General features: G+C 35.9%; 4 protein-coding genes and 1 pseudogene. All 5 read right to left on the bottom strand.

The window, feature by feature from the left end; all coding sequences use genetic code 11:
• Positions 1–17: 17 nt before the first annotated feature.
• Positions 18–806 carry a TrbJ/VirB5 family protein gene (locus BN67_RS04390; protein ID WP_019222930.1) on the bottom strand — a complete coding sequence of 263 codons (789 nt, stop codon included), beginning with the start codon at positions 804–806 and terminating at the stop codon, positions 18–20.
• A complete protein-coding gene (locus BN67_RS04385; RefSeq protein ID WP_019222929.1) occupies positions 803–3,274 on the bottom strand; it encodes a VirB4 family type IV secretion/conjugal transfer ATPase in 2,472 nt (823 codons plus the stop codon). The genes BN67_RS04390 and BN67_RS04385 overlap by 4 nt, the downstream gene beginning before the upstream one ends.
• On the bottom strand, positions 3,271–3,585 hold the full coding sequence (locus tag BN67_RS04380; protein ID WP_019222928.1) for a VirB3 family type IV secretion system protein: 315 nt from the start codon (positions 3,583–3,585) through the stop codon (positions 3,271–3,273). The genes BN67_RS04385 and BN67_RS04380 overlap by 4 nt, the downstream gene beginning before the upstream one ends.
• 1,871 nt (positions 3,586–5,456) lie before the next feature.
• Positions 5,457–5,777 (bottom strand): VirB2 family type IV secretion system major pilin TrwL, encoded by a 321-nt coding sequence (gene trwL, locus BN67_RS04365; RefSeq protein ID WP_019222925.1) that lies wholly within the window; start codon positions 5,775–5,777, stop codon positions 5,457–5,459.
• Positions 5,743–6,040, bottom strand: a pseudogene (gene korA, locus BN67_RS12645) (KorA family transcriptional regulator). The gene trwL and the pseudogene korA overlap by 35 nt, the downstream one beginning before the upstream one ends.
• Positions 6,041–6,047: the final 7 nt, after the last annotated feature.

Below are 6,047 nucleotides of genomic sequence, written 5' to 3'. Positions count from 1 at the left end.
AGGATTTATAGATAGGGCTATTTTATCGCCCTTATTGTGGGCATAATTCTATTTTCACTGTTAAGAATCCTCATGTTTCGTTTGTACTTTTTCTGGCTTATGAGTGCTTGTTCTGCATTGCGTAAATGTGCAACCATTTGTAACTTTGCGTTCTCGTTTTGGATCATAGCAAGAGCGACTTTGGTATATGCTTGTAGTTCAATAAGCTCTTTGAGATTTTTTGTTTCTTCAATTTTTTTCAATAGTTTCATGATTTCAGCAGAACGGTCTTGTGCGTTATTGAAAGCTTTCAAACTGACAGCTTTATCAATAAATTCTGCATATTGCTTACGTTTTTCAATAGACCGACGTTCCTTCTTTTGATCGGTAATACGAGAGCTTTGTTCTTCCAAAACATTTTCTTCCGTCAAAACATTTTTGAATTCTTCAGCTATATCTATAGACATATTTTTATCTTCAGATATACCTTGTTTATAGAGCAATTGTGGATCTTTTATAAAAAAATTGGTATAGTTTGGATGGGCAAATTTAAATTTTTGTGCTCCTGTCATAGATTTATGTATTTTTTCTGTTTGCTCGAGTTGTTTTTTGTTTACTTCAAGTTTTTTTTTCAAAAGTTCAATGAGCTCTTTTTGCCATGGAACAGAAGGCTTTGGTGTAGGTGGCTTTGGGGTTGGCGTACTACTTGACCAGCTAGGAAAGAGCGAGCCCAAATTCGCTGCTCCTGCTCCAAACGTAAAAGCCATAGCGGAATGGGAGCTCCCTAGAATGACTGTTGTTGTTAGTGTAATCATTACTTTTTTCATGTTTCCCTCCTGTTATTTTTTGCATGCTGTACAAAAGCCGGTAACCACACTGCCGGATCTTCGCCGACTTCAGCGATAATGCTTTCAGCCAACTCTGCGTTGTCTGGTGTACCGGATAACACCAACAGTTCATCACTAAAGTCACATTCAACAGTTTTTCCATTAACGGTGATATGGAATTTACCAAGACTGAGTTCTGCAAGTGCAGATTGGTCCCCTTGTTTGATAAGAAATTGACGACTAAACTCGCCAAGTCCCTTGATGAGTTCAAACTCAGCATCTGTTAGCTTAAAACCTTTTGTATAGTCCTCGTAATTTGCTTTGGGGTTGGCTAGAAAAATATAGGTTGCGCATTGTTGAATCAGAGTTTTAGCAATATTGCTTTCCAAGGCGTCACTCGGTTCTTGTGTTGCATAAACAAAAATACCATTTTGTTTACGGATAGTTTTTTGTTTGTTTTTTGCTAAATCTTCAAAATATGGGTCTTGTAAAGGTTTCCAAAACTCGTCAAAAATATACATAAACCGCTGCCCACTAATCATCCCTTCTGTGCGGTAGAGTAAATACATCATCACTGGAGTACGAGTCTCTAGGTTATCCAAGAATTCAGTGATATCAAAACCGTAAATTTGATGTGTCGAGAGATCAAGGGCATCATTGGGGTTATCAAATAACCACCCGTAATCACCACCTTCGCACCATTTTATCAAGCGCGCATGAACAGAGGGGTGTGTGTTATAATCATCTGAATGTGGATTTGGTAAGAACTGCACCAAAAAGGATAAACGACGCAATGATTTGTCAATGTTATTACCCATAAGAGACATGACAGCTTTGTTAATTTCTTCTTCGTCGTGGTGTGTAACTTCTCCACCGGCTTCTACTAATTTTTTAACAAATTGCTTCAAAAAAATAAGATTATCCTGTGTGGGAGGGAGTTGGAAGGGATTAAAACCACTTGGCTTCCCCGGTTTGAATGTCAGATATTTTCCTCCCATCGCTCGAACGGCAATTTCCATACCACGATCTTTATCAAAAACAACGGTTGTTGGATTAAATTTTTGTGCTTGTGCTAACAAAAATCCAAGGAGCACGGTTTTACCAGAACCCGATTGTCCAATGAGTGCGGTATTACCAAGTAGTCGTTTATCTGTTGAATCCTCTTCAAGTTTCGAAGCATGAAAATTGAAATAAAGCGGTGTTTTACTTGTGGTTTTAAGAATTGTAACCGCTGGTCCCCATGGATTTCCAGTTGGTTTTCCTGACATAAAATTATGAAAGGATGAGAAAGATAAAAAATTCAATGATGTAATTGGTGAGGGACGTGGGCGCCATTTCCAGTTTCCAGGGAGTTGTGCCCAATAACCAGCTTCTATAGCTAAATCTACAGGTTTTGGTAATATTGCAACATCTAACAGTGCTGCATTTGCTTTTGCCATATAGTCGCGGACTTTTTGTACTGTATCACCATAGACGGTGAGGGTGCAGTGATGTTCACCCATAACAAAATGCCCACTTATAAGTTGGTTGAGAGCTTCATCAATTTGCTCAATTTGGCTTGTTGCGACATCGCGAGCATCGATCAGATTACGTTGATGTCGCTGCAAATAATCCTTGGCTGCGTGTCGTGAAAGCATGGAAAAACTCTGTGTTAACACGAATTCAAAATCACTTTCCAAGAGAATATTCAGTTGGCCCGGTTTTGTTGTCGTATCATATTCTTTAATTTCCAACATTCCAAATCGACGCATTCCACTGATTGTACGCAATTCACCAAGAGCCCCCCACTTTGAGAAAAACGGCCGATTAATAGACATATAGTCGGCAAAACGATCATAGCAGATCGGCATGGGGTGGTATTCGCCATTGATAAGCATTCCAAGGAATTCAAGCGCAGAAGAGTAAGCATGTCCGTTTTTTTCATAAACACCAAGAAGTTCAGCACCATAATGTTTTAATGATTGACCTAAGGTGCTATTGATGTCATTGAGCGTTTTGATACATGATTCTTGGCGCATTTTTTTCTGATCAAGCGTTTCGCGCTCATGCTGAGAAAAGAATGACATAACTTTATCAGCTATTGGCTGAAAAATGACAGTTAGATACAGGTCATTAACCATAAGGTTATAACCGGTGAAGCTCTGTCGATATTTCTCATCAAGTTGATAACAAAACATTTTATCAAATGTTGAATCGGGATACTCATAAACACGACGGCGCACAATATGCGTCCATAGTGACAAATTCGCTGATGCAATACCACGTAGGGTGCTGTTTAGCTCCTTAGTCCACTGAAAAATATCTTCTTCTGAAGCACTTTGGTGTGAGCGCCCGTCAATCTTCCAAACCGAAAGATATTCTGCATTTTTTGTAGAGATAATCGTATCGGTGACATGGTGTGAATAAGGTATGAACAAGCTTACTGATGCCTCTGATGTGAGGCGTTTACTGCTTTCAATTACTGTCATGCTTGTCTCCTTTTGCTATAATCAGAGGGACTGTAACTTGATGCACCCCAAAAATCCTTGTTGCGGTTGCGAAATTTGGTATCAATCCATAACCACCAAATACGAAATGCTTTATCATCATTTTTTGTAATTTGCGCCATAATGAACCATAGTGGCGGTGCTATAATCCATAAAAAGATATTTATTGTCATAGCAACAACAGCAACTCCCATAACCATAATGATAAGCGGCATCATGGGCACACCCCAAATTGTTGGGACACGCGTTGCTCCTTTAAATAAAGGAAACGCTTCTTGCTTTTGTGGTTTCATTTAGTGGCTCCAATCAGGTGATCTGGAATAATATACCGCTAATATAAAATGCTGCACTGGCGATGAGGACACTGAATGCCCATCGCAGGAATGTAGCTTTTGCGATGATGTGAAATGCATAAATGAGCAATAGAAATAAAAGGATAACAGCGCCGGCAATAGGAATCAATATACTAAACCCGTATTGTATCCCTAGGAGCAATTTTACGTGATTCACGTGTTCTTGAGCATATGCAAATTGAGTGGTCAAAAACATCATTAAAGTTGTAAAAACAATACTGATTCTATTGCACATTTTTATGTGAAGAATATTTGATCGTTTCATATCTTTTATCCTTATTTTGAATAAAGCTGTCATAAACAATATTCTCTTTATTTGCATCATGAGGACATGGTTATTGGTATAACTTATAATCGACGGACACTATTAAAAACAATTTGAATTATACTTGATGGTTACTTGTTGTTTATTTCTTTTGCATTAAGTGATATTAGCACAATTTGTATTGTTAATCCACCTCTGATAATGTTAATAGCCTACAGTAAAATGCATTTTTCTCATGCCGCTTCTGTGCATAGTCAATTGTGGCTCCAAAAACATAATGATATTGACTATAATTAGGAATAATCAAATACTCGGGTATTTTGATGCTTAAAACACTTATTTTTTCAGTTAAATCATATGCTCGAGCATATGTAGGATATGATACTATAGCCGCAAAGACTGTGATGAATTTGCTGCTGTTTCTTGATTGCAATTTATTAAACTGTTTCATGTTTTTACTCTTAATAAATATTTCATTTTTAGTATCACTAAGATGATATTCCAATACGCTCATAATTGTCAGATGATGCATTTATTTAAAATGAATTTTATATTTTTACGTTCAATTTTAATTAGAGTTAAGGAGTATACTAATTCTTACTGTAGATCTAATTATGATAATAATCGTTTCTGTAGATACAAATAACTGCAGCAGAAACAGTAAAACGAATTATATCCAATTTGTTCTAAAACACCTTTGAAATATTCTATATCTTTCAAAAAATAATCTTTGATACATAAATACAAACTGCAAAAACATAATTACAATTTTAAAAACTGTAATGGCTTTTTTATCTTTTTGATTTTATACTCAATTTCTTCATCTTATACTCTTGAACTTCAACATACTCCCAGAATAGGTTCTAAAAACATAATTATCGTTGCGGCAATTGTCATCATTCTTACTGTATACTTATGTTTGAAGAATATCCGATTGTTTTAGGACATTTACCTTAGTTGATATTAAAATTGTCACGAACAGAATCTCTTTATCTGTGCTATAAAAAAACTAACGGATATGTAATATCATCGATGTTTAAACTCTTCCTCCTAATAAAAAAGCATATCAGGTTATATGACTTAATGATTTACTCTACATCACAGAAAAACATCTTAATAAGCCTAAGACTATATTCATGAAGATAACGGCAAACATCACATCTATAAATTCACTTTTTTGATGGGTGCCCAGCACAATTAATTGCTAGGCACAAAAATATAAAAGTAATATTAGAAAGGACCTTTAATATAACCGTCCAACTTCCACCGTAAAATCTTACTTAAGCGTCTACAAGATAAACGATAAAAAATACATCTAATATTGCAACAATTATAATAACTTCATTATCGCATTGTTTGACGAGTATTTGATTTCTTTAAGAAATATTAAAATCCAAATAGATTTCTTCTCATTATTTCACAAAAGAATAAACTATACAGCAATACTATTATTCAAGAACTCCTCTTAAATAAAAAGAGCATTTTTCCTTGTATAATATTGTAACCCATATTCCATGATACTTCATCGAATATGAAATCAACAAGTTTAACTTATATTAGATTTGAGTATAAAATTAACAAGTTCAGTTGCTGAACCCGCAATAATAACACCAGCACCCCACCGTACAAACGTATCCTTTCCAATGTAGCGTCCAGCATAGCCGATTGCTAAGAATAGAAGTATGACAGCAGCAGCAATAGGAATAATATGACTCAAATCACTTTTAACTGTCTCCAAAACCTCTTTTGCTCTCTTCAATTTGCTAACTTGTGCATACACGGGATGAGCCATAAAAAATACTGTTACAGCTGCAGTGGTCCCGATGATTTTATTATGAGTCGTGCGAAAAATATTTAATTGTTTCATGTTTTGCGTCCTTGATTAAGATTAAAGCTGCCGCAAATAACTCCTCGTTCAAGAAGAAATTTAAAGAGATATTTTGGATCAGCCCACGTTCTTAGTTTTCCTCTTTGTGTAAGCAACGTATATTTGCTCGTTTCACCAGTCATTGGATCGTCTGCAACAAATGTAAAATACCACTCACTTTCTGAGTGCATTACAATTGTAATTTCACGCGCTGCCCCCTGACGAAATGCTTTATCAACGCTGCTTTGTTCGATCATTTTCATTATTTTC

The sequence above is a fragment of the Bartonella rattaustraliani AUST/NH4 genome, assembly GCF_000312565.1.
GTDB classification, from domain to species: domain Bacteria; phylum Pseudomonadota; class Alphaproteobacteria; order Rhizobiales; family Rhizobiaceae; genus Bartonella; species Bartonella rattaustraliani.
This window is presented reverse-complemented; position numbering and strand designations above follow the sequence as displayed.

Bases quoted from the DNA above. Each gene is read 5' to 3' on its own strand.
- BN67_RS04390 (WP_019222930.1), bottom strand. From the start codon at position 806: ATGAAAAAAGTAATGATTACACTAACAACAACAGTCATTCTAGGGAGC.
- BN67_RS04385 (WP_019222929.1), bottom strand. From the start codon at position 3,274: ATGACAGTAATTGAAAGCAGTAAACGCCTCACATCAGAGGCATCAGTA.
- BN67_RS04380 (WP_019222928.1), bottom strand. From the start codon at position 3,585: ATGAAACCACAAAAGCAAGAAGCGTTTCCTTTATTTAAAGGAGCAACG.
- trwL (WP_019222925.1), bottom strand. From the start codon at position 5,777: ATGAAACAATTAAATATTTTTCGCACGACTCATAATAAAATCATCGGG.